This window comes from Paenibacillus popilliae ATCC 14706 (genome assembly GCF_000315235.1).
GTDB classification, from domain to species: Bacteria; Bacillota; Bacilli; order Paenibacillales; family Paenibacillaceae; genus Paenibacillus_B; species Paenibacillus_B popilliae.
Map to the genome: position 1 here is coordinate 13,916 of NZ_BALG01000026.1, position 22,822 is coordinate 36,737.

Here is a 22,822-nt window from a genome sequence, read left to right on the forward strand (position 1 = left end):
AGAGAGCCGAGCGAACCCGGCTCCTTTGTCAATTATTTTGATAATAACGTTATTGCAGCGCGATCTCCTGAACGTTTTCCTCGACGGCGGCGAACGCGCCGCGATAGGCGTAACCGATCATCTGCGCTTGCACCAGGCGGGACAAATCACCTTGCGTCGTTTCGATCTGCAAATCCCGTTTCAGCAGCTCCTTGAATCCGCGCTTGCCGCGAATCAGGTACGCCTTGCCAGGCGCAACGCCCGCATAGGTATGTTCCTTCTTGCCGACGGTGACGGAATAGCCATCATAGTAAATGACTGTCGTGATGCCGCTGATCGCGGCGTAGGTTGTCCCGTTGTAGGTGAAGCCCTTCAGCGCCGTTTCAATCGCTGTCTGATCCGCGCTATTGGCAAGTAGGATGCTGCCTTGGCGCTTCGCGGTTCCTGCTGCGCTGCGGGCCGCGTCAAGCGTTCGCCAGATGGACACCCAGCGCTCTTCGCCTTCTTTTCCCTGGTACGCCGTTTTGTTCGCCGGTTTGTACGTGTACGAGACGATAGGGGAAAGGTGGATATGATTCAGCAGGGCGTTGTAGCCTTCGCCCATTCCCCGGTTCAGAATGTCAATTTCAAACGTCCGGTTGAAATCAACCATTTGCTTGGTGTATTCGAAGGCTGCGCTATACGTCACGATCCGAGCGGTCGGACCTTGTTCCGCGCGCAAGCTCCCGAACTTGACTTCCTGGCCTTCCAGGTGTTCGGCGAAGATAACCGCGCCGGACATCGCCCATTTTGCGTCCAGCAACTCCGGCAAGTTCGTATCTGAAATCAGTTCATAGATTTCCTTGTACAGCAAAGGTACCTTCTCGCGCCCCAGTTCCACATCAAGCGTCACTTTGCCCAGTAGCTCCTTGAAGCTTTCGGTGCTGCCCAGCGACAGCATTTCGCCCAGCGGCTTGGTCCAGCGAGGGATCGACATTTCCCCGTTGACGATCTTCTTGATCGACTCGAAGCGTTGGCCGTCCAGAACGAAAGGCACCCGGCTTTCGATGGTTCCCTGCCGACGTTTCGCCTTTTCACCTTCAAACGATATGACCTTAAACATAGTTCATTAACCCCCTTGTTCCGGCTGCGACTTGGCTTGCGGGCCGAGCAGGAACCAAATGACGTTGTTGGCATCTTTACCGCTGGAAACACGTCCGACAGGGCGGTTCCCTTCGGCGGTTTCCGTGAATTTCTTGGTCGTAGCGTTCCAGTAGATCGCCGTTCCCTTAGCGAACGCCTGACTGGTGCTGATCTGATCCGTTTCGTACTCGGCTTGCTCAATCGTCAGCACAATGTCTTTCGTTTCGCCTGCGCCGGTGACGGCGCTTTGCATCGCCAGGCCGAAGAAGCCGTCCAGCAAAGCCCATTCTCCGGCATTGACGGTCGTATTCTGCGGCACCGTCACCGTAATGGACTTGCCGTCGCCGACCTTTGCGCGCGCCAGCCCATGGACGGTCACTGGCACCGGATTGCCTTGGTATCTCGTATCCATCGCGTTTTCCCTCCTTAGATCGGCACGCTATCCGTTTGCACGGACGCGCTGCCAGGCTGCTGGCGGTTATCCTTGGCGGATCCGCCGATAAATGACGGCGTCCCGACTTTCATTTGGCTGATCATAGCCTTGATGGATTCATCAGCCAGCAGGCCGTCGATCTCGCCGACAATCGTTTCTTTCGTTTGGCCTTGCTTCGGTGTAATCATCTTCGCAATCAGGGTTTGCGCCATTTCACCGGACACTTTTTCCCGGACCTCGTCTTTCACTTCTTGACCGAGCGCGGCTTGCTGGCTTTCCTTGAGCGCCTTTCCGGCTTGCTCCACGCTTGCCAGCAGTTGTCCGTCCTCGGTCACGCCAAGCACTTGCTTCACCTTGGCGAGCAGCTCCAGCTTGGCGGCGGTGTCCGCGTCCAATGCGGCGATGATTTCTTGCAAGGTCGCCTCGCCAGCGGCCAGCTTGGCCTTGATCTGCGCGAGCAGTTCTTTCCAGTCCATGGCGTCGTTTCCTCCTTCGATGTCATCCATTTCTCCCAGAGCCACGATCCGCGTCGGCATGCCGGAGCGGTCGAGCGGCGTCCAGTCGATGGACAGCGGTTTGTAGTCGATCACCTGGGTTTCCCCGGAGACCGTTTGAAGCTTGGGCATTCCAAAAATGCTAACCTGTTTGATTCTTCCGGCGCGAATCCATCGTTTGAGGTCCTTTGCCGCTGCATCCACCACGCCCCGGAAGTAAGCCTTTGTCCCTTCCATGCGCGCCCCGACCCAGTGGGTGACGGGCGCTTCGAACGTGTTGGCGACCTCTTCGGCCTTTTGGTGTCCGAGAAAACCGGAAAGGGTGTCCCGGTTGACGTGTTCGACAATCGCCTGCAAGCTTTCGGGCTTGTAGTTCCAGCCTCGGGTCGATTTGCCCGCAGGAACTTCGACGACAACTTCCAACGGGTCCTCGTCGCCGGATTTGATCGCGTCAAGGTCAACGCCGGGGGCCAGCGGAATGTCTTGCGGCTGCATTTCGCCGGTAAGGGACGCCGGGAGCAAAATGAGCTTGTTTTTCGCCTTTGCCATCTCTTTTCCACCTCCTTATCAGGGTGGACCCGTCCAACAGGCCCGGAAACACCGTTATAACGCGTTATAACGGGGGTGTAAGCCGCCCAGCATAGATTCGAGCGGGCAAATCTTCCAACGCCTACAGACGGCACTCTAGGCCGTCCCCAGGTATTCGGTGGCGTACCAGTTATTTAGGTCCGGCTGACTGGCCGGATTGTCGATCCAGGACCGGAGCTGCCGTACGAAATCATCCACCGGCTGATGCACCTCAACGAGATAGGACAGCGTGTTCGGATGGGCCGGGTAGGGCGGGGGATCATCCAGCGGGTACACGCCCGGACCCAGTCCGACATCATGCCGCGCCAGCTCGTCGCAGACATCCCTCACCCGGTGCGCTGCCGACAAGCAAAATTTAATGCCGGTGCAGCTCGGCGACGCCCGAGCCGAGGCGATGTTGCCTTGCCCCAGGGCGGCGGTCGTTTCGGTCCGAGCTGTCCGCAGCGCCTGGTAACTCAAATCGTCTGGCACCCGGCCTTTCATGCGCTCCTGCATGCCCTCGTAATACTTGGACATGACATTCGCATCGCTGCGAACGTACCCTTCCAGAGCCCGGGCCGTTTCGATGGCATCACGTCCGCTGGCGATACCGTCCTGGATGATGTTGCGAATCACCTCCCCAGCGCCGTTGGATGTGTTCCAGATGCGATCCGACAGCTTCAGGCCGTAGCTGGTTCGTTCGATATGAGCGCGGACCGCTTCTTCATTGACCCTGACAAACATTCTTTCAATCCCGCTTTTGGTGACGCGGGGAATGGAAACCTTTTGCGTTATCAAATCAATGGTTACGGCTCGGTTATACCGGCTGCCGATTTCCACCGCCGCCGTGATATGGCCGTGCAGCGTCTCGGTCAGATTGTCCCGCAGCTCGTTAACCAGGAATCGGAGCTGGCCTTCAATGGCATCAAGCAGCCATTCCTCCGCCGGGCCGGAACCTCCGGGCCGGAGCGTGTCGGCGATCTCGTCAGCCAGCCGGGTGAACAGCTTGCGAACTTCCGGGTCTTGCCGCAGCCGCAGCTCTAGCCAGGCTTGCCGGGCCTTGAGCGCCTCGGGTGCATATTCGCCGGTGATCCGTTTGATCTGATTGATCTCGTCGGGCTTCATTCCCGTTTCGCCCCTTGTCGGGCCTGCGCCTCAAACAGCGCCTTGTTGCCGGTCGCCAGGGCGAAGTCCATCAGGGCGTCGCTTTTCTTGGCGATCCAGTCAGCGGCAGGCTCCAGGTCGCATTCCGGCGACCAGTATTCCTTTTGCTCAGATGGCACCCGGATGAAGTAGGGCGTCCCGAAAAAGCCGCGCGGTTCGATCATGGTCACATAGGCAAGCGAACCGACGGGCAGGGCGTAACCCAACGTGTCGGACACAATCATGACCGGCTGCATCAGATGGTATTTCATGCGGCACCGCCTTTCTTCAGCTCTTTTTTGATCGCGTCGATCTCCCCAAGGCCCAGCGCGCCGTCAGCTAGGCGCTCGCGCTCCACCTGGTTCATAAGGATCCGCTGCCGCTCGGTGTCGGCGTCTGGATCGTCGGAATCATACTCCCGCATGGTCGGGATGTAGGTCCGCAGGAATTCGGCGGCAGAATCGGCGCTCAAGAACCGGCCTTGAATGGCCGTGTTCAGCCCTTGCGTCAGGGCGTTGATTGTGTCGGCCAGCTCCTTCTCGTCGCGTGGGTCGATCTCTTCCCATTCCAGCGAGGTTTCGAACGTTTCGAATTCCTGTCCGGTGTCCGCTTTAACCATCGCCAGCACCATGCGGGCAAGATGCTGCCAGTTGCTTGCGAAGTCGGCTCGCTTGCGGCTGATGTTGCGGACGAATACCGGCATTTGCTCCTGGACGCTGGACAAGCTACTGGGCGTGTGTACACCCAACACAAACTCCGGCGTCTCCGACACGGCCACAATGCAATAGAAAATCAGCTTCAGCAGGCTGGCCGCGTCACCGGTGGAGCTTTTTACCTCAATGAAGCTCGCGTCCTCGCCGTCGGTCATGATCAGAAATTCCTTGCCGTCCAGGGTAATGGTGCGCCCCTCCTGGGCGTACTTGGCCGGGTCCTCGATCCCGAAGTTATTGCGCAGGAATGCAGCCACGTCCTTGAGGTTGAATTTCAGGCGCGGGGTGGAGTGCATCTTGCTGCCTTGCAGCGCATGCAGCATGACATCGTGATAAGCCTTCAAGAACGGCTCGATGGCTTCCAGCTCGCTTTGCCCGAACAGGCGTGTTTCGTCCATTTCGTTGGCGAAATGCTCAATCGGAATGAAGCCCAGCAAGTTCGGTTCTTCATGCTCTGCCGGGAACCCAGGGATCGGATCGCCCTCCAGGCGAATCTTGCGCCGCTCGGCGCTGATCCATTGCGTGACCTTCGTATTCCGGCGGCTTCCGGTTTCGTCCGTCCATTCCATGTTCGATACCAGGACATATTCTTCGACCCGGCCCGTCATCGGATTGCGATTAATGGAATCAACTTCCTCGTTCGGGATGATCGTATACACCAGGCGCGATCCTGTTTCGGGGTACAGCGCGGCGTCCGTCGTTTCCCGCCTGATCCAGACGAAGCAATCACCTTCCAGCAGCGCCTTCTTATGCGTCCGATTCATCTTGGAGGTTTGACCGGCAAAGAAGGCATTGACGACTTCCTTCGCCGCGTCATCCTCCGAGCGGAAGGAAGGGACGCTCATAAAACCGGCTTTTACATTAATGATCGGGCGGCAGAAGCCAGCGCCTAGTTTGTACGACTCTGCGTCGTTGTCGTATAGGCTGCGGGTCAGGGCATAATCAACCCGGCGGCTGTCCAGCTTGTAGCTGGAGAAGCCCAGGCCGACCATTGCGCCAACCCGGCGGCGCAGCTTGGAGATTTCGCCAGTAGCTCGCCGCCACCATGTGCCTAACCCCATATTCTCAACCTCCTAAACACGCCAAGCAGCTTGTTGTCCAGAACGCCCGTGCTTTTCGCAATCGTCCGACAAGCCTCAAGGGCGTCTGGTCCGTCGTCATGTGCGCCCATTGGAAATTGTTTAAGCTGCTCTAGCAGCCGCTTGTGACGTGAATCAAATTTGATATATTTATTCTTCACATCCGGCTGGAGCGTCTGAATGCGCATCGTTTTATCGGTGTGCTGATTCACTTCCACGATAGGGAGATACAGCCCCAGCTCTGCCGATTTCTCAGCGATTTTTTCCTTGAGGAACCATTGGAATTGGTTCGTCTCGCAGCCCAGTTTCGTATAGCCCCGGCCATAGCTCATGCGCAGCCAGCGCTCTTTCTCCATGACATCGGTTATGATCGCGTCGGGGTGTCGCCGCTCAATGTCGGCGTCCAGCACGTACAAGTAACCGGTGCGCATATGCTTGGCAATCGTCAGGATGGTTGAGAAGTCGCTTTTTTTCGTCTTGCCAAGTGATGGATCGACGAAGCCGAAAAACTCGAATCCGACGGTGTAGTCCAGGGCCAGCGGGTTGTAGAAATCGAGCCATTCTTCATTGAACAGGCAATCCTCCGGGTTGATCGGTTCGTTCTGTTCTTCACTGTTAAAGCTTGCTTCGCCCTCGACCACTTTCATGACCATTAAATCGTAATAGGAGAGCTTGGCTTCCCACAGCACCCGAGTTCCGGCCAGCATATCCTCGCGCCGATCCTGGAAGAAGGCGAGGGCGTCTTGCTCCCGGCTCTCGTTGTCCAGGTCGGTCAGGATCAACTCCCACTCGTCCCACAGGTCTTTGCGCGAGCTGAAGGAGAGGACCGCTTTATATTTGCGCGTCTGATAGCCCGGATTGCGCAGGATGTTCGCCAGCAAGCTGTCATAGTGGAGGATCGTCCCGATATAGAAAATGTCCGTGTATGTGTCGCCGGACTTGGACACCGCCTTGAAGAACCAGCTTGACAGCTTCTTGCGCTGCTGCGGCGTCAGGACGTTCTCGTCGTTCTCGATGTCATCGAGCAGGATCAGGTCGGGACGCCAATTTTTATGTTTCCGGCCCCGAACCTTCTTGCCGCTGCCGATGGCCTCGATCTTGATCCCGGTGCTGGTCAGGATGACATCGTTCCGCCAAACCTTGCCCTTCAGCTCGCCGAAGTCCTCGCGGATCGCGGCGTTCTCTTCGAATTCATCCCGGATCAGTTCCAGGAAGCCCTCTGCCTGATCGGAGCTGTCGGAGAGCATCAACACATACCGCTTGTACTCGTAGAGCGTCGCGTGGGCGGCATCCTTGAACGTGACGTTCGTTGACTTGGCGTGACCACGTGGCGCGGCAATGGCTTGCTTGCTGCCCGGCTGCTGGTTGATCTTCTTGGCCGCTTCGGCATCCATCGGAACGACGCCCTTCAGGACACCCTTGGTCCAAAGTTCGTCCAGCTCGCGGTGAAACTCTGGCGTTTCCCGGTTAAAGTAGTGACCGAAATACGCTTTGCCGAAATACTCCAGGTCGAGCGCTCCGAGCTTCCGCCGCAAACCTTGCTTCCCGGTCAGCGGCTTGCCGTCCCGAAACTGCTTGCGCAGCTCCAGGCGCTCGGGCGATTCGTCCCGATACAAATACACCTCCATGAGCTGCCGAGCGGCTTTCGTCTCCTGGAGGGCGGCGTTATCAGTTTTCTTGGCAAAATCTTTTAGAATACTCATGCGTCACCTCCGGCGGGCATGCTTCGCCACCCGGTCGCCTTGCTCGGCGCTGGTTGGCTATCACATGTGTTCCCGGTGATCCCCGGCCCTGCCGTAACAAGGTGCCGCTTCATTCCGGTGCCTGTTCAATCATTTCGATGCTAAAATCAATTTCCTTCGGTTCCCCGAACAACGTCATCCGCACCCGCGCCCGGCTTTTTCGCCGATCCACGCGAACGATCTGACCTTCCATGCTTTTTAGTGGTCCGTCGATGACCGTGATTCGGTCGCCGTCGTTGACCTTGGACACCCCGATCAGCTCGCTGTCCTCACACCATTTGAGGACGTGGGCCATTTCCTTGACCGGCACAGGGGCGGGGTCCGGTCTGCCCAGGACTTCGATCACACTGTCCGGGCCGATCATTTTGTAATAGCTTTCATTGTCCAGCAATGTGTAGGCGAACACGTACCCCGGAAACAAAAGGCGAGACACTTCCTTGATCTTTCCCTGGTGCCGTTCCTTCAGCGTCCGCCGAGGGATCAGTGTTCGAATGTGCGGCGCGGTGCGGGCAAGCTTCTTCTGCACGTTCAGCTCTTCGCCGGTCAGGACGTGGAGGACGTACCAGTTCATTCCTCGTCCGCCTCCAGTCGTTCGGCCACGCGATTGGCGACTTGGCTCAGCCGTTCGCACAGCTCCGGCTCGATGCCCTCCAACTCCGCGTAAACCTCTTTCTTGAATTCATCCAGCGCAACCTTCGTTTTCTCGGCCAGGTCGGCCTTGATCTTGTCCTTGTAAATCTGCGTCCGGGACAGGGACACCATGACGCGGGCCGCTTTGTCCAGCGGCATTTCGTCCCATTCCTCTTGCGCGGCAGCGAACTTCTTCGTCAGCTCACCGGCCATGATCTGCAAGCCGCCCTCGGTGTAATCCGCGTCTGGGTTTTGCTTGATCAACTGGATCAGCGCCTTGGTCTGTTCCTGCGCCTCCTGGAGCCGCTGCGTTGCCCGGCCTACACGGAGCGCATAGCGCCCGACGGAGCTTTTCGAAACCTCGAAGCCCTGGTCATACAGGAATTCAGCAATCTCGTTATAGGTGTACTTGGTGTCCAGCAGCATGGCGTCCGCCTGGTCCTTGAGGTGGACCGGCAATTCGTCCACCTTGGAGCGCACACGCCGCTTCTTGTGCTGATCTCCCATTAGATCGCCACTCCCGGATCGTCGGGAACGGAACCTTCCAGGAGGTCAATACCTTCCACCGTCAAACGGATCACGGCATCATTGGCGTAGGCGTTATAGGAATTCACCCGTTCATTCGTGAATTCGGCGTACCCTTTTCCGACCAGGTAATCCAGGTGCTTCGATATGTCCGGGCTGATGATGACGCCATCGTTCACCATCACGTTTACAAGCTGTCGGCACAACAACGAATTGTTGTGCCCTTTCGCCAGGCTCCGCATGATATATCCGCGCACTGCTTTGTTATGCTGCGCACCCCGATGGGCTTGTTCATCCATTACCATGACGGACACCTCCGATCAAACTGTCTTGAATTTTGTCCAGCTTCTTGTCAACGTTGTTCATCGTCCTGATAAAGTCTTCCCTCGTCGTATAGATGAAAGGAAGATCGGACCGAAGGTCGTCCAGCTCCTTTTCGAGAGCGGAAACCCGTTGGGCGTTTTCTTTGATTTGCCCCTTAATCTCGGACATGGACGTTTTGAGAAAATATCCGATGGCACCAATCCCCAGCATGGTGATCGTTTGCAGCGCCCAATTCAAGTCCATCCGTTAACCCTCCCGCAGCTCCAGCGCCTCGGCAATGGCTGCGTTCTGCTTCAGCTCCAGTACCTTCGCTTCGATTGTGGTCTTGATATACTTGTCCAGGTCGCCAAGCGTGGACTTGAGCGCGTCGAGATAGTCCGGCTCCATCGTGCGCACGATTTCGTCATAGGCTTGCTTGGCGAGGGCGGCAAGCTCTTCCTGGGCCGCCTGTCCGTTCTTCACGGCGCGTCGCAGCTCCTTGGCCGTTGTCTGTTCGATGGTCTTGACCGTCTTCGTCGCCACGTCATCCAGCCGAGTGATTGCCGCCTGGGCAAGCGCTCGCTGATCGTCATTGGAGATTTTCGCCGCTTCGGCGGAAACCTTGGCCGTCGCCTTGCGGATGTAGTACAGGGTGTAGGACGACAACAGCGTCAACGCTGCCATCACCAGGCTGGATAGGATGTCTTGCGCCATTTCTTGCATGCGATCATCCCTTTGTGAAAAATTTGAAAAAATGTCAACCTAAACGATGATTCCCTTTTTCCTTGCGATACTGGATCGTAAGGGTGCGCCAAAAGTCGTAGCTGCCGGTTTTAGGGTTCATGTGCGGGTAGTAGTATTCCGCCGCCTCCTGCGCCCATTCCGGGGCCGGAATGTCCCGCTGGTTCTCCAGCTTCTCGATGCGCTCGGCCTGCTTCTCGATATGATCAACTTGCTTCTTGACGGTTTCCTGCAATTCCTCGAATGCTTTCTTTTCAGCTGCTGTCATGGGTTGAACTTCCTCCTTGATGTCATATTGATATAGATTCCAGTCGTCCATGAGACGGATCAACTTGTCGGCATAGGCCGGGTCGGTGGCGTAACCGGCTGCGGCCACTTCGTGCGCTGCCGTCTGCCCATCCGCGCCCAGGACTTTGTGATAAAGCTTCCGGTTCCAGCTCACGCCGTTCTGGATGAGCGCCGAGTGGTCGGCGACCGATTCGCCCCAGTTGTTATATTTGCGGAATTTTGCATCAATCGTAATCCACTTTCCGCCAGAATACTCCTTTGTAGCCATGTACACGAATCCCGCTGTGCCGCTGCCCTTAATCCCGAATAGGTTATTCGCCTTGACGGTCAGGCCGCTGTTGCCGTCGGCAGATTCGAGTATCCCTTGTGCGATGGTTATCGATGCAGGAACCTTGGTGATGTACATATCCGCGATGGCGTAAGGGGCCAGTTTGCGGATGAATTCAGCTCGCGTTAATTTTTCCACTTTCCGATCCCTCCTTGGTGAATGTAAAGCCGTACATGATCAGGATTTGCCGATCCGTCGGGACGCCCTCGAAGAATTCCGAATTTGCGGAAATTAGCGTGTCCCGGATCAGGCCGACCAGGCGCTTGATGCTTAAGCTGGCGGACAATCTCCGTGTACGCTTGCTGGGCAAGCTGTGTCAGTTCATCTTTGGATGTCCATCCTTCCTTGACGGACTGGCGCAGTTCCCACGCAATGGTCTGTTCAAAAGACTGGACAGTTTTCGTCGCTACGTCATCCAGGGGGTCGAGAGCCGCCTGCGCCTGCGCGCGTTTTGACTCCGCATCAATCTTAGATGCTTCCGCCGCAAGCTTGGCGCTCGCCCGACGTATGTAGACACTAAAGTCAATCCCGCCAGCGCCACATTCAATAACATCTCATTAATTGCGTCTTGCATCATGTAAGAGCCTCCTTTTTGGCAATAAAAAAACCAGTAGGGCCTAAGCCTCTACTGGTAGAATAGCGCAGTTTTTTTGTTAGTTCTGGAAGGGGTTCCCCGACTTTTCGACCCTCATTTCAGTACATCATCGTCGAAAAGCTGGAGCTGATTTTCATCCCGTCGAGCTATTCGTCGAGCTATGGGATGGACACCCTCACATATCTCCCTAATACGCCGCTCACTCAGATTATACTTGCGAGCAAGCTGCCGATGATTATATCCGTCGTACTCCTCTATGATGCGTCTATCCCGCGCCGGGCGGAGAAAGAAGTCTAAGGTAGGGATGTATACATGATCCCCGCCGCTCTGCTGAGCAAGCTTGATTAAGTTAACAGTTCCGATCAATTTCGCATACTTTCGGTATGGTTCTGGGAGCATATCTGGCGTAAGCTCTTCGATCCAGTCCAACATCCGGTGATCGCCTCCTCAAGCAGATAATCAAGAATGACCATGCTCATTATGCTGAATGACCTTTTTCCGGTATTGGATGGTTAGCAGCCGCCAAAAATCATAGCTGCCTTTCTTGTTTGACATCTCCTTCTCGTAATAGTCCGCTGCTTCCTTTGCCCATGTTGGAGGATCAATTTCTTGTTGTCCTTCCAATTCCTTCAGACGTTTATTTTGTTCCTCTACCGTTTTCTTCAGCTTGTCAACCGCACCCAAAACTTCTCTTGTCGTCTGTTCTTCATTCTTACTCGTATACGACTTGACCATCCCAATGAATGAGCACCATCCTGTCCATTTGCCTCCATCGTACATAAGGCGTGGGCAAATTTTTCCGCTCCAATCGAAATGGCGCCGAAGTCGTTCAACTCCCCAACCCCTTTCCAGGAGCATCTTGGCGACGAGATGGGCGGCGTTGTGCAATGTTTGCTGATATTTCCCGGATTCGCATATTTCAATTGCGATAGATGTCCGATTGCCGCTTGCAGCGTTGCTGCCATCACCCGCATGCCATGCATTTTCGTTGAGGGGTATACATTCAATAGCTTCGTGCTCGTCCACCACAATGTGGTAGGATGCTGTCCGATTATTTTCCGGATTCGTCAGCCACCCCCGTTCGTTCTTGGCACTGCTTCCGGAATTTCCTGTATTATGAATGGTGATGGTCGTCGGCGTCATGTCAAGCCCAGACCGACGATTGCATGATGTTGTTTTGGGGATGTGATCAAGACGATAGTTCATGTGTCAATACCTCCTGCGAATATAGGCTTTTCAACTTGCTCTCGATATCCTTCCAGCCCTGGGCAGTGATCACCCGCGTCGTGACTTTCCTTTCGCTTTCGTTTCTTGCATATCGAGTTTCGCTCCTTTCGAGGGCGCGCTGTCACGCGCCCCAGCAGATGCCAGCATTCAGATTTCAGATTCCCGGCACAAAAGCGGAGCGGAAGCCAATGTACGAAAACGAGTTCGACCGCGCGTTGTCCAGGCCGAGCGCGAAAACCCCGGCATAGGAGCCAGCGTTCCAAGTGCCGCCGCGAATCGGGAGTCGTTCGCTTTCCTCGGCATCCATCCAGAACCCGTCCGTCAGCGGATCGTCGTTAGTAGGGAAGAGCGCGAGGGCTTGCACCAAGAACGGAACTTCGGCGTCAGTCGTCAGCTCGGAGAAAAAGCAGCCGCCATATCCTCCGGCAATTCCGACAGTCAGTTGAATCTCGTCGTCCACTTCGGCATATTTCACGCTGTAGCCGTCCGACGCGATGGCCGTCCATTCCTCGCTAGTGGGCGACTGATCCGGCTGCAAGGCGACATCGTTGCCGGGGATCACCTGGATTGTACCTTCAGCCAGGCGCAGTCCGGACACCCACTCCCATACATTGCCGTTCAGGTCATAGACGCCTTCAGGCGTTCCGTCATGCGACCAGGAGGCCGGTCCGCTGCCGGTTAGCACCTTGCGCCCGTCGAACGCTTCGCCGCACTCGTCATCGTGCGAATGGTCGCCGCCCCAGTTGTTGTTGCCGCGCGGCAGCGTTCCGTTCTTCTTGGCCCACAGGGCGATAGCGGCCCATTCGGCGTTGCTGATCAGGTGCCAGCCCGGCCCCTTGCTCTCGCATGCCTCCCGCGCCTGGTCATAGTCCACGTTGACGGCAGGCTGCTGGAAGGGGAGGCTGTAGGCTTTGCCTCCTACGATGATGTTCTGATACTTGCACACCCAAATTTCCGGCACTTCCTTACCGCCGACGATAAAGGCCGGGTGTGGGGTGTCCGGCGCGCCGTTGATCACGTCCGACAAGTTGAATTTCGGGATGCGAACCATCATGCTGGGCTTGCCTGCGTTATCAAAAATCATGTCATTATTCCATTTAATGGTCATTTTCAGTTCCTCCGTTTGTCATTTATTTTGAGAATTTGGGGCGAATCGAATGTCAATGCGCCGAGCTTCTGAATCGTTTGTTCGCCTTGGTCGGCTCCCGGGTGGCAACGCCCGAACGGCGAGCAGTTCGGCGAATCGCTTCTTTGCGAGCATGGTTTCGCCTCTTTGTCACTGGATCGGTAGACGATCAGGACATGGCAGCGAAGGTTCATGCTCCAGCGGAGCGCCCGGCGATCCAGGCGCAGCCGGTTGCACAGTTCGTACAGCAGATAGCGGCGCTCGGCGGTAACATGAGTTGCTCCTGCCGAATCGGTTATGACATTGTGCCGCCTCATAGATGCAGCTCCTTGAAGCGATAATCCAGCGCCAGTGGGTCCTCGCCGTCGTCCAGCAGCATCTTTCCCAGGAAATCCCTTCCCTTTGTGCTTTTGGTTTTCTCGAACAGCCTGCCCGCCGTCGCCTTGGAAAGAAAGCCAATCAGTTGATGAAAGTATTCGCTGGTGTACACGATAGGTAGCTGCTTGCGGTATCGGTAATCGACAATGCCGTAAAATTCCTTGATCCAAGTGTCTTTTTGACTTTCCTTGCAAATGTCGTCTACGACCAGCAAATCGCAGTTGTAAATCTTCTGTCGGATTCCCTCCACCATGTATGCCTCGTCCGCGCTACTGTAGTAGGCGAACCACTCGGTAAAGCTTTGCACCCAGTTGAAAAACAGGGGGTGAACGCCCAGTTCGATCAGTGGGGCGACTGTGGCCGTAACCAGGTGCGTTTTCCCGCTGCCGGAAGTGCCGAGCAGGCCGAACCACGGAACGCCCTTCAGTCCTTGGCTGCGCTTGATCCGGGCGACCAGGCCGTCCGAATATTCGCGCGCCAGCTCGTAGGCATCGACGACGCGCTTGTCCGCGCCATCCAGGATGAAATTGTCGAACGTCTTGTACAACGCATCCTCGCTCATATTCGTGGACTTCATAAGCCGTTTCAGCTTCTTGCGCTCCGTGCATTCGCACCGATACCCAATGTTTCGGGCGGGGTCGAAGATGACCCCTTCGTCCTGGCACTTCGGGCAATCATAGACCGACAAGGCGTCGGCGGAAGGCTTCTTCGGCGTTGGCGTCTCGTTTTTGGCCCTGTCCCTGTCCGCTTTTACCCGTTTGGGCGGCGACGGCATGACTTCTTTCAGGCTTTGCATGGGTAGCCCCCCCTTTCATGCGCTTCCTGTTTCGCATGATGCCCCTGGTATAATCCTCCCGGTGGGTCGGATAACCCTCGATATGGATTCCCAATGCTTCGATAACGATTTCCGGTTCAAACTTCGTCCAATACTCATATTCGCGCTGCTTCACGCCGTCCGAAACCTTACCTGTACTGCGAGTGAACCGGATCGTCTCCCAGTACGCTTCGATCACTTGATGCTGGGCCGGTGTATACCGTTCAAGTGCATCCGTCATCGGATTTGCCTCCTTTCAAATCTCTTGGATCGTTTTGCCGCCACAGATAGAGCCGGGAGAACAGCTCCATTTCCCGCGTCCACCTGGTCGCAGGGACATCCTTCAGGCGTTCATATAAAACCCGGTAGTCTATGACCTTGGATTCGGATTCAGCCATGATTCCGGTTCTGCTCCGAGCGCAGAACGCCTTTCAGGGATTCAATCAGCGCCCTGGCTTGGCCGAACTGGAGCCACTCCAGCCGGGCGATGCCAGCGCAATATTTCTTCGTGAACGCCTGAAGGCGCTTCGGGTTGTCCGACCAGCCCAATTCACGCTCCAGCGTTCGGATTTTGTGGAGCTGCTCGGGCGTTGTCATGCCAGGGCGGCGCGCTTGCGTCGTCGGCTGCTTGCCACCCAGCCGGTTCATTTCTTCGATCAGACGGTTTGCTTGTTGGACCGTCAGGGAGGATGTTCTACGCTGGCCGGTCAGGCGCTCGACCAGGTCGCGCAGCAGTGTTTCGTCAAAGCCCAATTCTCCGGCCAGCGCCCAAATTTTGCGGTTTTGTTCGGGAGTCCGCTTCTCCGATCCCGACCGGCTCATTTCTCGTACTCCAGGCCGACGCCGACTTGATCCTCGACATATACGGACTTGCGCACCCGCAGGAGCTGCTCGGGCGTCAGGTCAGAGAAAAAGCGGTCGATCAGCTCTGCGTTTTTGATATGACGGATCGCGTCCAGCTCTTCCTCGCATTCGCCGGTGACGCCCACGCTTTCCAGGACCCTTTTGTCCTTGATGTAATCGCCCTTGAGCTTCTTTTTCACCAACTTGACCGCCGCAGCGTCCAGTCCTAGCCCTTGCAGCACACTGTCCAACATTTGGCCGTCGGTGGCAAAGTCGCCTTTGAACAAGGCGATCAGCGCTTCCTTGAACCGCGCTTCTACTGCGTATTTGATTTCTTCCTTGCGAACGATCTTCGCTTTGGCCTTTTCGCCCATGACATCGACCAGGGCGGTGTAATCGTCGATCTCGAACTTTTCCTTTTGGGCGATGTTGAAATGCCCGTTGCTACCGAAAATTTGCAGCCATTTCAGGTTTTTGTTGTCCATGACTTCGACCGCTGCCGCCTGCAATTCGGCTTTGATCGCGTCGAGCAGCTTTCCGGCTTCCTTGATCTTCCTTTCAAGCTGGATGCCTTCGTCCACCAGCTCGGCCAGTCCAGCCAGGCGTTCGTTCGTCATTCCGCAGCGCCTCCTTGCAGTGCCCCGGCCATTCGAGCCTCGGAGGCTTGGGCATCCATGTTTTCCGTGCACGTCGCGCAGACAAAGCGACCGTAATAGACAATCAGTTCCTTTCCAGACTGGCAGAAGAGGCAGCTTCCTTCCGTGCGTTGCAGCAGGATCATGCCGTCTTCGCTATTGACGATGATCTTGAACCGCTCGCCACCCGCCAGGCCGTACTCCCGGCGAAGCGCCGCCGGAAGGGTGACGGAGCCACTTTTGCTGACTTTCTTGTTGAATTCTTTCATTCGTTTTTTCCTCCTTGCTTGATGATAGAATGGTGTTGACAAAAACTAATGAAGAAGGCGAATCCGGTTGAAGAGTGAGAGCGAAGCATCAAGGTTAGCCGAGTATTTTCTGAGCGCCTTTTTCAGCTAGAGCGCAGCCTCGAAAGTCAGCGCCTACTCGTCTAAATATTCCATGTCCCGAACCTTGTCCGAGCAAAGAAGCATGTATCTGGAGCAATCAGAGGAGGCGATTTCCCGGCTGGAAGCACACGGCCACGATATGATCACAGTGGGCGCATTTGGTTTCCGGCTGCGGTTCGGGTGATTCCGACGATTGCGGCAAATCGGGAAACAAATCCGGCTGTTCGGGCAGCACCTTGAACACCTTCTCTTCGCCGCTTGAACGCCTGGTCAAGCAGTTTCTCCGCTTCCTCCAGCGGTTCGGCCAAGAAGCACTCCCACAGAAAGTCGTCCGATAGCACCATCGAACGGCGCGCCAGCTCGGTCAGGCCGATCTGGCTGGACAGCTCGGAGAACTCCAGCAGCGAAACCGATATGCAAGCCGCCTCTAGGGGCCTGAATTCATACAGCCCGATAGGGTCCAGCCCGTTGGCCATCCGCTCGTAAGCCGCTACTGACGGCTGGGAAGCGTCCAGGGCGCGCAAGCGCAAGGCTGCGCGCGCCAGTTCAACCTCTGATGTTACCAGCTCCATTTTAATTTTGGTCATGGTTTAAGCCTCCTTTTACAGCATCATCATGCTGCTGGCCTTCAGGATCGTGTCCAGCGTGATGGTTTCGTCTCCGTCCGAGCGATGGACACGCAGCACGTTGTCGAGCGTCCGGGCCAACAAGCGGAAGCAGCCCGTTTTGCTGTTCGTTCCGCGCGCGATCATTTCTTCCAGGGCGTCCGGCTCGAACGGGAAGCCCTCCAGGTAGTCGCGGACTTCCTTTTCGGTCAGGCCGACTAATGCTGTCCGGGCGTCCACGCGATTGGCGAAGCGCTCCAGATAGCCCTTGATCAAGGATTCCAGCTTCGGTTCCCCGGCGATAACCAGCCCGACGCGGGCGTCGCCATAGATGGAGCGGAGGATTTCCATTTTCTTTTGCGTGTACTTGTTGATCAGCTTGTCCGCCTCGTCCACGATCAGCAGATACCCTTTGTTTACCTCGAAAAATTGAATGATGCCCTGTTTCTTGCGGTAGATGCTGCCGGGGGTTGCCGGGATGCCGAGCGCTGTTTCGATGGCATCGACCAAATCCTTGCAGCCCATCGAATCATCGCATTCGATATACGCCACGCGCGGCATTTTTGCGTAATGCTTGAGCGTGTAGCTCTTGCCGTAGCCGGTGCGTCCGGTGACAATGCCGAGCTGGCCGTGATCCTGGCATTCGGAGCAAAGGCCCAGGATGTCGCGGGCGTCGCGCCCGTCAAAAAATTTCGGCGCTGCCCGCGGCATGGCTACCGTGGCCGCTGCCTGATCGTGTTCATTCAAAAACTTCACGACCGCCGGTTCCAGCTTGGTGGTTTCGGCATCGTACTTGCCCGACAGGAAGCGGGACAGGGTCGGTCTGGATACGCCCATGATCTTTGCCAGTTCCGTGATGGTATCGTTCGTCCGGTTCTTGTAGTCGTTCATGCGGGCGACGATGTCCGTTTTGATCGTATACAGCTTCGTTGCTTCCATAGCCATCTATAATCCCTCCGTTAGCCGAGTTCCTTCAGCTTCGCCAAAGCCTGCTCGGCGCGCTTTTGGTAATAATCGTTTTCCACAGCAGCAGGGCGGGCCTTTTTGCTGCGAACTTCTTCCTTGTATTGCTTATCCTGCGGCAGCGCCACCACTTTGGACGCCTTGCCTTTTGCGGGCTGCTGCCCTTGGATGAACATGCCTGCGATGTTGTCCTGGGCGGCGATATGCTGCCCGATCCGTTCTTCCAGTGGCGTGGTCAGCTCCTTCAGGCGTTGCTTGTCCGCCTTGAGCTGCTGATTTTGCGCCCGCTTGTGTTCCTCCAGCGCTTTTTGCGGAGCGCGCGGCGCGATTTGGAGCAGTTCTTGGCTTTCGGCTTCACAAATCTTGTCGCCGGTGATTCGGTCGTACACAAACAGCCGGGTAACGTCGTTCGCGTCCCACTTGATGTTGACATAGTCGTCGATGTAGGCATCCAGTTCCGGCGCACGGTACTCGTAGCCGAACCGGCGAATGCCGACCTGATAGACGCGCACCTTCTCTTCGGCCTGCATCAGCCAGGTGGCGGCGACCGATCTTGGCGGAACCGCCGTGAAGTAGCGCTCCGCATTCTTGAATACTTCCAGCGGCGTATGCCACGGCTCGCCCTGGCTTTTCAGCCCGCTATGCTTCCGGGTGTGATATTCCTCGTCGCGCCATTTGCGCCACAGGGTGCAAAGCTCGTCCATCGTAATCAGCTCGCCGCGCTCCAGCATGCCCGGAATGTCCTTCTTGATCTTGCTGGATGTGCGCGATGCGGTCAGGGTGCCGGTGTAACTAAGCAGCCACTTCTCGAACCGGTTGACCAGCGTTAGGAAGAACCGTTCAATCGCCGCCTTGCCCCAAGGTTGATAAGGCAGGGATCGGAAATCGTCATGGATGCCGATGGAGCGATAGAAGCCAATTGCTTCGCTGTCCAAGCTGATCCGCTCGGTCCGCTTGCGGCCCGTCAGCGTCTCGGCGGTGAAGTCTTTACCGTTGTCAATCTTGATCCATTGCGGAACGCCTCCGACTTCGTTGTAAACCATATTGATCATGGACTGCTTGATCACTTGTGCGCTTGGCGTGTGACAAATGATGTCCCCGACAATGCAGCGGCTTCGCGTGTCGATCCAAGCAACCAAGATCGGCTTGATCGCGGTTTTCTTTCCGTTCGGATGGGTGTATTCGACCCACACGTCGAAGGTGTGTCCGTCGCCCTGCACCAGCCCCATGACCGGCACCGACTGCATGTCTTGCAGCGCCTTGCGCATCTTCTTGTTTCGGTACATCCGTTCGCCCTTTTCAGCGAGGTAGTGCGCGTTCTTGTATCGCTTAACTTCCATTAAGTAGCCTATGTAACGCGCCACCGTCGGATAGGACGGGTAATACCAGCTATTGGCCGAGGCCACTTGCGCCAGCTTGGTGTATAGCATGTCGATGGTGCCCTGGTTCTCTGCGAACCGCTTATCAAACCAAAGGTTTTCGATCCAGACTTTCATCGCTTCCGAGAGCGACGGGAACGTATAGGTTTCCTTCGGCTTGCGGCATAGCGCCAGCACCTTCAGATAGTCGTAACTTTTGCCGTCCTGCTTACCTAGCTTGAGCGCCCAGGCGCTTGCTTCGAGATAGGCTTGCGAATGGCGGTATAGCGTCCGCTGGCTTATGCCGAGCTGGGCGGCGAATTCTTCTGCAAACTCCGTCCGGTCACGATCAGCGTAGTCGAGAAATTCCTGAATGCTCTTCGCCAGCTCAACCGCTTCATAGTACCTTTTTCCAAATTTTTTGATATAGCCATCCAGGTCGGTGCCGATGTACCACGGTACATCTTCCGAGCTGGTTCGTACTTCGATCACAACGTCCCCTCCCTCGATGCACTGCGCTTCCTTGTAGGCTCTTCGCGCCTTTTTAGAGAGAGAAGAGAGAGAAATGAGAATCCGAGGCTTGCCACCACTTAAAACCGGCTCTTTTCTCACGTTGAATAGAGCTGGGTTTCGTTGAACCTTTTTCTTGATAGCTTCATAGCTGATTCCCTCGTAACCGGCAGCGTCTTCTATTGAGACAAACACGTCTGTCAAGTGGTTTCCCCCTCCTTTCCAATCAACATTGCGCATGTTATAATAAGGGGGAATAGCTTTTTGCTATTCAGAGGACTAGGAGCGGGTACTCTTGCGGGAGGTGCGCTCCTTTTTTGATGTCCTCCTTCTCCTACACATCCTTTATTGCATCTGCTCGCTTTCATGCTGATACCCTCAATTTTTCCAGGTCCAACTCCAACACCCTGGCTATTTTCGGCAGATAATTTCTGCCTGAACGAGCGCCAAACAAGATTGAATTCAAATACTGCTCACTTGTTCCGATTTGCTGGGCTAACTGCCGGTGTGTTATTCCAACTTCGATCAGGCGTTTTTTAACCATCTTGCCGATCGGCGTCAGCTCACGCTTCTTTCTCAAGGCGTTTACCCCTTTCCTCTTCGCCAGGCTCTTCCAGTGCCTCTTTGCTAATCTCATCAAATTGGCGTTGCAATTCCTGCAAATGCTCTTCCAGCTCGACCAAATACATCATCTTGCTGTTGGCACGGGCCAAGAAGTATTTAATCTCAATCTCTAACTGGAGGCGTTCTTTGCGTATCTGTTCAAGCTGCTGCTCGTTTGTCTCCCGATAGGAATCTGACAGAATACTGAAAGACTCCTTGCTGAAGAAATTTAAGCGGTCAACAATGGCTGATACATGCGAAAAACCTTCCTTGTACATGGACATCACTCGTTCGTCTTGTACAAGATTGTGACCACCCTTTTTAACGATCACCTTGTTCACCTCCCACTTGCACGAAGTTGAGTTTGAATCGTTATTGCTGTTCAGTTTTCAAAGAGCATACGGCCTGCCACTGTGCAAGGCGGCGGCTATTTTGTTGCGCCTGTTGCGGGTTCGTAATGTGTGGTAAAATCAGGGGTGTTGGTGTAGTTCTAAATCCTACTTCTATCTTACTGATTAAAATCAATGAAGTCAATACTTTTGCTAATTAAAATCAATATTTTGTATTGATTTTCTTGTTTCCGTTTGCGTCGCATTGATTAAAATCAATGAGGAGGGTATAAATGGGTACAATCGGTCAACGTATCAAGCGTTTGAGAGACGAGAAAGGGCTGTCTATGGACGCCTTCGGAAAGGCGATAGGGACAGATTCGGCAAATGTAAGTAATTGGGAAAAAGATAGACGGGTTCCGGGCGGAAAGTTCCTGATCGAAATGTCCAATTATTGTGGAGTGTCCACAGATTGGATTTTGAAAGGGGAGAGCAGGAGTGATGTCGAGGAAAACCGTTATGACATCAGCCCCGAAGAGTACGACCTGATCGTGAAGTTGCGGGCATTGGACTTTGACAACCAGGCGGAGGCCGTCGAGATCATCGAGCGGAAATATGCCCGTTTGCACAAAAATAGTCAACCAGGACAGAAGCGTTCGACGAACTCGCAGCATGGCGCGAACGGCGAAGGAGCCGCCGCAAGAAGTGAGACGGCATAATTTTGCGTCCAAAATGATTTAGTTTTATATCTTTTTTTTTGCAGTGCCTTGTTTCGGAGTTGGCTGTTTGAGTTCAACGGAAGCAATGCTTTTTTTCTGATCGCAAACAGTGAGGATGTATAGTAAAATTATGGTATACTAGTTTACCGCGTAAGGGGGTATAGGTCAATGTTGTTCATTCTCTTATTCATTCTGCTGGTCATTGTCATCGTTTTCCGTAATGAGATAAAGAATATGATTGCGTATGGTATTATCGTTGTTTTAGCGTTTGGTTTATGGCAAGTGGCATGGTGGGGAGCGTTAATAGTCGTAGCGTTTTTTCTTGTCCCATTCATCGGAGGTTTCTTGTTTGAACATTGGAAGGGGCGTAAACAAGCCGCAAAATGACGGTTTTTTTGTGCAGAATTGTGTCCCATTGATCGAGGTCGATTTCAGGCACTCCGAAATGCCGAAAACCCGCGCCATTACTGCAATGGGACCAATTCTGCAATGATCAAGCGACTTGTCCCATTCAATTCTGCAACTTTTTCACGGAATTCAAGAAGAAACGTTACTAAACTCCAAGGATGCCGTAACACCTAAAACCCTTTGAAAATGCGGATTTTTAGTTTTATTGTAACCTATGCGTCCATCTTTAACACTTTGTAACGCAACGTTCTAACGCGGCGGCGTTTTGGGCCCAACAACTTTGTCCTGTCAATTCTCGATGAAATCACGAAACGCCCAGAATGCCTTTTGTGTCAAGGGTTTCGGGCGTTTTTAGAACAAATCTATCAATTTTCTTTCCACGTTCTTCATTCTCAAGATATTTGTCACGGTCCTTCCTTGTCCATCCCACCTAAACCCGCATAGAATCAGGCTTTCCCGCCATTTCCCACACCTTTTTTGGTTGTACCGTGTTTGTCATTTATTCTGATAACGTACACTTTCCCTTTGGTCCGTGCCCGGTACGGCATGCAGCGACGCAGCACAAAGCCGTAATGCTGGGTAAACCGCGCGAATAACTTATTCCAGATCGCCTCACCGCTTTCGTCCTGCCGATCCACAACCGTTTTCATATTGTCGTACAGGCAGCATTGGTCGAATGATGGTTTCATTCGGCACTGGGTAGCCCCTCCAAAAAAGAAACCTCGAAAGACATAAAGCCAGTCAAGGTTAAGAAGATTCAATCTTTATATTTCATTGGCAAATATTGTTCAACGGCATACTCACTTCTTTCAAGTTTTCCCGTCCCCTTAAACGCTTACCCTTTTCAGGATTTTCACCCTACAGATTAAACTACGAAACTAAGAGTAATACCAAAATTTATCTCCCTGGATCTTAATAAATTTATCAAGCCAAAGCTCAAAATTCATTCCAAGTTCAATGCAATCGTCAAAACCCAATGTTTTTTCTTTTACCATCAAATAATCATTATTACTAAACTATAAAGCAGGGATTCCCCTCCATAATCGATATCATCGAATAATCTGCACCCATTACATACTTTCAAAAAGGTAAGGTAGTCTTCCGGTAGTACAAATTGGGTTTTCCTTGCAAAATCATGGATATCTTCATCAGTTGCAGGTGGATTGAAGGTACAATATCAGCCTAACCACAATACCCTTTTTATAAGCCCCTTTTTCTGGGTTTCTACTAATATAT

General features: G+C 54.4%; 32 protein-coding genes and 1 pseudogene. 2 read left to right on the forward strand and 31 right to left on the reverse strand.

Annotation, left to right across the window (positions count from 1 at the left end; translation table 11 throughout):
- Positions 1-49: 49 nt before the first annotated feature.
- The 29 genes from PPOP_RS03005 to PPOP_RS03135 all read right to left on the reverse strand — a co-directional run bounded on the left by PPOP_RS03005 (position 50) and on the right by PPOP_RS03135 (position 20,462).
- Entirely contained in the window at positions 50-1,081 is a 1,032-nt protein-coding gene (locus tag PPOP_RS03005) for a phage major capsid protein (protein ID WP_006284563.1), read from the reverse strand.
- Positions 1,082-1,087: 6 nt separating this feature from the next.
- Positions 1,088-1,513 carry a DUF2190 family protein gene (locus tag PPOP_RS03010; protein WP_006284564.1) on the reverse strand — a complete coding sequence of 142 codons (426 nt, stop codon included), beginning with the start codon at positions 1,511-1,513 and terminating at the stop codon, positions 1,088-1,090.
- Positions 1,514-1,527: 14 nt separating this feature from the next.
- Complete coding sequence (locus tag PPOP_RS03015) at positions 1,528-2,577, reverse strand: hypothetical protein (protein ID WP_006284565.1); 1,050 nt, start codon at positions 2,575-2,577, stop codon at positions 1,528-1,530.
- Between the two features lie 135 nt (positions 2,578-2,712).
- Complete coding sequence (locus tag PPOP_RS03020; protein ID WP_006284566.1) at positions 2,713-3,720, reverse strand: hypothetical protein; 1,008 nt, start codon at positions 3,718-3,720, stop codon at positions 2,713-2,715.
- Positions 3,717-4,010, reverse strand: coding sequence for a hypothetical protein (locus PPOP_RS03025; RefSeq protein ID WP_006284567.1), 294 nt, complete (start codon positions 4,008-4,010; stop codon positions 3,717-3,719). The genes PPOP_RS03020 and PPOP_RS03025 overlap by 4 nt, the downstream gene beginning before the upstream one ends.
- The gene (locus PPOP_RS03030) at positions 4,007-5,509 is read right to left on the reverse strand and encodes a hypothetical protein (protein ID WP_006284568.1); all 1,503 of its coding nucleotides are present in this window, start codon (positions 5,507-5,509) and stop codon (positions 4,007-4,009) included. The genes PPOP_RS03025 and PPOP_RS03030 overlap by 4 nt, the downstream gene beginning before the upstream one ends.
- Positions 5,500-7,230 (reverse strand): phage terminase large subunit, encoded by a 1,731-nt coding sequence (terL, locus tag PPOP_RS03035; RefSeq protein WP_042227230.1) that lies wholly within the window; start codon positions 7,228-7,230, stop codon positions 5,500-5,502. Before terL ends, PPOP_RS03030 begins: the two co-directional genes overlap by 10 nt.
- A gap of 109 nt (positions 7,231-7,339) precedes the next feature.
- Positions 7,340-7,840 (reverse strand): antiterminator LoaP, encoded by a 501-nt coding sequence (gene loaP, locus PPOP_RS03040; RefSeq protein WP_006284570.1) that lies wholly within the window; start codon positions 7,838-7,840, stop codon positions 7,340-7,342.
- Positions 7,837-8,406 (reverse strand): phage protein Gp27 family protein, encoded by a 570-nt coding sequence (locus tag PPOP_RS03045; protein WP_006284571.1) that lies wholly within the window; start codon positions 8,404-8,406, stop codon positions 7,837-7,839. The genes loaP and PPOP_RS03045 overlap by 4 nt, the downstream gene beginning before the upstream one ends.
- Entirely contained in the window at positions 8,406-8,729 is a 324-nt protein-coding gene (locus PPOP_RS03050) for a hypothetical protein (protein WP_006284572.1), read from the reverse strand. Before PPOP_RS03050 ends, PPOP_RS03045 begins: the two co-directional genes overlap by 1 nt.
- Entirely contained in the window at positions 8,716-8,991 is a 276-nt protein-coding gene (locus PPOP_RS03055; RefSeq protein WP_006284573.1) for a hypothetical protein, read from the reverse strand. Before PPOP_RS03055 ends, PPOP_RS03050 begins: the two co-directional genes overlap by 14 nt.
- A 3-nt stretch (positions 8,992-8,994) precedes the next feature.
- The gene (locus tag PPOP_RS03060; RefSeq protein WP_006284574.1) at positions 8,995-9,450 is read right to left on the reverse strand and encodes a hypothetical protein; all 456 of its coding nucleotides are present in this window, start codon (positions 9,448-9,450) and stop codon (positions 8,995-8,997) included.
- A 34-nt stretch (positions 9,451-9,484) separates the two neighbouring features.
- Positions 9,485-10,222 (reverse strand): glycoside hydrolase family 73 protein, encoded by a 738-nt coding sequence (locus PPOP_RS03065; protein ID WP_006284575.1) that lies wholly within the window; start codon positions 10,220-10,222, stop codon positions 9,485-9,487.
- A gap of 268 nt (positions 10,223-10,490) precedes the next feature.
- Positions 10,491-10,661, reverse strand: a complete 171-nt coding sequence (locus PPOP_RS22505) for a hypothetical protein (RefSeq protein ID WP_159101805.1) — start codon at positions 10,659-10,661, stop codon at positions 10,491-10,493.
- Positions 10,662-10,772: 111 nt separating this feature from the next.
- On the reverse strand, positions 10,773-11,111 hold the full coding sequence (locus tag PPOP_RS03075) for a Mor transcription activator family protein (protein WP_006284577.1): 339 nt from the start codon (positions 11,109-11,111) through the stop codon (positions 10,773-10,775).
- A gap of 27 nt (positions 11,112-11,138) precedes the next feature.
- The gene (locus PPOP_RS03080; protein WP_006284578.1) at positions 11,139-11,885 is read right to left on the reverse strand and encodes a peptidoglycan recognition protein family protein; all 747 of its coding nucleotides are present in this window, start codon (positions 11,883-11,885) and stop codon (positions 11,139-11,141) included.
- 175 nt (positions 11,886-12,060) lie between these two features.
- Positions 12,061-13,014, reverse strand: coding sequence for an SUMF1/EgtB/PvdO family nonheme iron enzyme (locus tag PPOP_RS03085; RefSeq protein ID WP_006284579.1), 954 nt, complete (start codon positions 13,012-13,014; stop codon positions 12,061-12,063).
- A gap of 2 nt (positions 13,015-13,016) precedes the next feature.
- Positions 13,017-13,349 (reverse strand): hypothetical protein, encoded by a 333-nt coding sequence (locus tag PPOP_RS03090; RefSeq protein WP_042227235.1) that lies wholly within the window; start codon positions 13,347-13,349, stop codon positions 13,017-13,019.
- Positions 13,346-14,185, reverse strand: coding sequence for a DnaA ATPase domain-containing protein (locus PPOP_RS03095; protein ID WP_234399656.1), 840 nt, complete (start codon positions 14,183-14,185; stop codon positions 13,346-13,348). The genes PPOP_RS03090 and PPOP_RS03095 overlap by 4 nt, the downstream gene beginning before the upstream one ends.
- The gene (locus PPOP_RS23805; protein ID WP_006284581.1) at positions 14,085-14,465 is read right to left on the reverse strand and encodes a hypothetical protein; all 381 of its coding nucleotides are present in this window, start codon (positions 14,463-14,465) and stop codon (positions 14,085-14,087) included. Before PPOP_RS23805 ends, PPOP_RS03095 begins: the two co-directional genes overlap by 101 nt.
- Complete coding sequence (locus tag PPOP_RS23265) at positions 14,449-14,622, reverse strand: hypothetical protein (protein ID WP_199898934.1); 174 nt, start codon at positions 14,620-14,622, stop codon at positions 14,449-14,451. Before PPOP_RS23265 ends, PPOP_RS23805 begins: the two co-directional genes overlap by 17 nt.
- Positions 14,615-15,046 carry a regulatory protein GemA gene (locus tag PPOP_RS03100; RefSeq protein WP_006284582.1) on the reverse strand — a complete coding sequence of 144 codons (432 nt, stop codon included), beginning with the start codon at positions 15,044-15,046 and terminating at the stop codon, positions 14,615-14,617. Before PPOP_RS03100 ends, PPOP_RS23265 begins: the two co-directional genes overlap by 8 nt.
- Positions 15,043-15,684, reverse strand: a complete 642-nt coding sequence (locus PPOP_RS03105; RefSeq protein ID WP_006284583.1) for a hypothetical protein — start codon at positions 15,682-15,684, stop codon at positions 15,043-15,045. The genes PPOP_RS03100 and PPOP_RS03105 overlap by 4 nt, the downstream gene beginning before the upstream one ends.
- Positions 15,681-15,971: an AbrB/MazE/SpoVT family DNA-binding domain-containing protein gene (locus tag PPOP_RS03110; RefSeq protein ID WP_006284584.1), complete on the reverse strand. Its 291-nt coding sequence runs from the start codon at positions 15,969-15,971 to the stop codon at positions 15,681-15,683. Before PPOP_RS03110 ends, PPOP_RS03105 begins: the two co-directional genes overlap by 4 nt.
- 263 nt (positions 15,972-16,234) lie before the next feature.
- A complete protein-coding gene (locus PPOP_RS03115; protein ID WP_006284585.1) occupies positions 16,235-16,678 on the reverse strand; it encodes a hypothetical protein in 444 nt (147 codons plus the stop codon).
- A gap of 15 nt (positions 16,679-16,693) precedes the next feature.
- On the reverse strand, positions 16,694-17,641 hold the full coding sequence (locus PPOP_RS03120) for an AAA family ATPase (RefSeq protein ID WP_006284586.1): 948 nt from the start codon (positions 17,639-17,641) through the stop codon (positions 16,694-16,696).
- Between the two features lie 14 nt (positions 17,642-17,655).
- Positions 17,656-19,722 carry a Mu transposase C-terminal domain-containing protein gene (locus PPOP_RS03125; RefSeq protein WP_234399657.1) on the reverse strand — a complete coding sequence of 689 codons (2,067 nt, stop codon included), beginning with the start codon at positions 19,720-19,722 and terminating at the stop codon, positions 17,656-17,658.
- Positions 19,723-19,891: 169 nt separating this feature from the next.
- Positions 19,892-20,107 carry a helix-turn-helix domain-containing protein gene (locus PPOP_RS03130; protein WP_199898935.1) on the reverse strand — a complete coding sequence of 72 codons (216 nt, stop codon included), beginning with the start codon at positions 20,105-20,107 and terminating at the stop codon, positions 19,892-19,894.
- A complete protein-coding gene (locus PPOP_RS03135) occupies positions 20,091-20,462 on the reverse strand; it encodes a hypothetical protein (protein WP_006284589.1) in 372 nt (123 codons plus the stop codon). The genes PPOP_RS03130 and PPOP_RS03135 overlap by 17 nt, the downstream gene beginning before the upstream one ends.
- Positions 20,463-20,752: 290 nt before the next feature.
- On the opposite strand from PPOP_RS03135, the gene PPOP_RS03140 reads away from it, so the two are divergent.
- Together PPOP_RS03140 and PPOP_RS03145 are read left to right on the forward strand one after the other, a co-directional pair.
- Positions 20,753-21,178: a helix-turn-helix domain-containing protein gene (locus PPOP_RS03140; RefSeq protein WP_006284590.1), complete on the forward strand. Its 426-nt coding sequence runs from the start codon at positions 20,753-20,755 to the stop codon at positions 21,176-21,178.
- Positions 21,179-21,346: 168 nt separating this feature from the next.
- Complete coding sequence (locus PPOP_RS03145; RefSeq protein WP_042227243.1) at positions 21,347-21,565, forward strand: hypothetical protein; 219 nt, start codon at positions 21,347-21,349, stop codon at positions 21,563-21,565.
- Between the two features lie 467 nt (positions 21,566-22,032).
- On the opposite strand, the gene PPOP_RS03150 is transcribed toward PPOP_RS03145, so the two are convergent.
- Both PPOP_RS03150 and PPOP_RS25720 read right to left on the reverse strand, forming a co-directional pair.
- Positions 22,033-22,275, reverse strand: coding sequence for a transposase (locus tag PPOP_RS03150; RefSeq protein ID WP_006284594.1), 243 nt, complete (start codon positions 22,273-22,275; stop codon positions 22,033-22,035).
- Positions 22,276-22,580: 305 nt separating this feature from the next.
- Positions 22,581-22,733: pseudogene (locus tag PPOP_RS25720) on the reverse strand (SMI1/KNR4 family protein); the annotation flags it as partial.
- Between the last annotated feature and the right edge of the window lie 89 nt (positions 22,734-22,822).